The sequence below is a fragment of the Arthrobacter sp. 2YAF22_2 genome, from assembly GCF_052114645.1.
Lineage (GTDB): Bacteria > Actinomycetota > Actinomycetes > Actinomycetales > Micrococcaceae > Arthrobacter.
The window spans coordinates 1-2,387 of the sequence record NZ_JBFRFD010000528.1; the positions used below are offsets into that span (position 1 = coordinate 1).

The following is a 2,387-nucleotide window of genomic DNA, read 5'->3' on the forward strand; positions in this document are numbered from 1 at the left end:
GAACGACGTCATGGTGTAGACGGTCAGCGGCAGCACGAACGAGATGTTCGGGATGATCAGGGCCTGGTACGTTCCCATCCAGCCGATGTTGGTGAACAGCTGGAACAGCGGGGTGATGAGGGCGACGCCGGGAAACATCGAAGCACCCAGGATGAAGCCCAGCACGAGGTACTTGAACCGGAAGTTCAGGCGGGCCAGGGCGTAGGCGGCGAATACGCCGATCAGCAGCGACACCACAGTGACCACGCCGCCGATGAACACACTGTTCAGCAGCGCTTGGCCGAAGTGGTTGCCGAACGAGGTATCGAACGCGGTCATGAAGTTGTCCAGCGTGACGTGCGTCGGCAGGACCGAGGTGTCGTACGTGAAGCCAACCTCGCGGAATGCCGTCACCACCATCCAGTAGGCCGGGGCCAGGCACCAGATGAGGATCACCACGGCGCTGATGTAGGTCCGCCCCTGGGCCCATTTCTCCCGGTTCTGGGCGGTCTTGCGGCCCTGGTCCTGCTGCGCGCGCAGCTCGGTAGCGGCGGCGGTCATTTCTTCCCCTTACTAGCGCCGGTCTGCTGCTCCACGACATTCGCGCCCAGGAAGCGCACGAAGATGAAGGCGACAAGGAAAATGATGATGAACGTGATGGTGGACAGCGCTGCCGCCACGTTGAAGCCCTGCCTGATCTGGCTGATGACCAGGATGGACAGCGTGGTGGTGTTGTTTGCCCCGCCGGTCAGGATGTAGGGCAGGTCGAACATCCGCAGCGCGTCAAGGGTGCGGAAGAGGATGGCCACCATCAGCGCCGGCTTGACCAGCGGCAAGGTGATCATCCGGAACCGCTGCCAAGCCGAGGCGCCGTCGACCTTGGCGGCCTCGTATACCTCGGCCGGAATCATCTGCAGCCCGGCCAGGATCAGCAGCGCCATGAACGGCGTCGTCTTCCAGACGTCGGCGATGATGACCGCCCACTTGGCCGGCCACTCGCTGCCGGTCCACAGGATGGATGCGTTGAAGAGCTTGTTGGCGATCCCCTCAAACGCGAAGATGAACAGCCACAGCTTGGCCGTCACGGCGGTGGGGATGGCCCACGGCACGAGTACTGCGGCGCGGATCAGGCTGCGGCCGCGGAAGGTGCGGGCCATGATGATGGCCATCCAGAAGCCGAGCACGGTCTCGAGGCTCACGGTCACGATGGTGAAGAAGAACGTGGTGGCTGTCGCGGACCAGAACTGGGAGCCGAGGGTGCCGGGCGGGCAGGCTACGGTTCCGCCGCCGGGGGAAGCGCACTGCTGGGCGATCCAGTTGACGTAGTTGGTGAGACCCGCCGGACCGCCCTCGGCGAAGAGGCCGGTGGCGGGATCCAAGCCAGCGTCGGCCTGGAAGGACATCACGATGGCGCTGACAATCGGGTAAACGATGACGACGGCCAGCGCGATGACGGTGGGGGCCAACAGCCACGATGCCCACTTGCCCTGGCTCGCGATGACATTGTCCTCCCCCACCCCCTTGGGTGCATGGTGGAGTTCGGTCCCGCCCGACGCCGGCTTCTTTACCGGCGTCGGGCCCAATTCAGTTGCCATTTTGGACTACTTTGACTGGGTTTCGATGGACTTCTGCATGTCGGACAGCGCTGCGTCCACTGCCTTCTCGCCCTTGATGGCCGAGTATGCGTTGTCCTGGATGGCCTTGGTAACGGCCGGGTAGAACGGGGTCACCGGACGCGGGACGGCGTTCTCAATCGAGGTCTTCAGCACCGGCAGGTACGGCAGCTTGGCGACGAGGTCCTTGTCGTCGTAAAGCTTGCTCAGCACCGGAGCGAGCGACCCTTGCGTGGCGAAGAACTTCTGCGTTTCCTCGGTGGTGAGGAACTTCAGGAAGTCCGAAGCGGTGGCCTTGTTCTTGGAGTAGACGCTCATGCCGGCGCTGTGGCCGCCGAGCGACGAGGCACCGGGGCCGGACTTGCCCGGAAGCGCCGTCATGCCCAGCACGTCCTTGACCTTGGAGGATCCTTCGGTGACGGCCAGGTTGTAGACGTACGGCCAGTTGCGCAGGAAGAGGAGCTTGCCGTCCTGGAAAGCCTGCCGGGATTCCTCTTCCTTGTAGGTGATGGCTTCCTTGGGGATATTGCCGTCCGCGTAGGCCTTGGCAAGGTTGGCCAGGCCGGCCTTGGCCTCATCAGTGTTCAGGCTCGGCTTGCCGTCCTTGTCCAGCACGGAACCGCCGGCGGAGTTGATCGCCTCGGAGGCGTTTACCGTGAGTCCCTCGTACTTCGAGAACTGGCCGGAGTAGCAGCCGATGTTGTTGGTCTTGGCGATCGAGCACATGCTCATCATTTCGTCCCACGTCTTGGGCGGCGTGGGGACCAGGTCCTGTACTACCGCAAGGACCTGGTC

Annotated in this window: 3 protein-coding genes; all 3 read right to left on the reverse strand. The window is 63.4% G+C overall.

Annotated features, from left to right (window positions below; genetic code table 11):
- The coding region (locus AB4Y86_RS16870) for a carbohydrate ABC transporter permease (RefSeq protein WP_441403319.1) at positions 1–540 on the reverse strand (540 nt) is incomplete at its 3' end.
- A complete protein-coding gene (locus AB4Y86_RS16875; RefSeq protein WP_441403320.1) occupies positions 537–1,574 on the reverse strand; it encodes a carbohydrate ABC transporter permease in 1,038 nt (345 codons plus the stop codon). The genes AB4Y86_RS16870 and AB4Y86_RS16875, both read right to left, overlap by 4 nt.
- Positions 1,575–1,580: 6 nt before the next feature.
- A partial coding sequence (locus AB4Y86_RS16880) for an extracellular solute-binding protein (RefSeq protein ID WP_441403321.1) occupies positions 1,581–2,387 on the reverse strand: 807 nt, incomplete at its 5' end.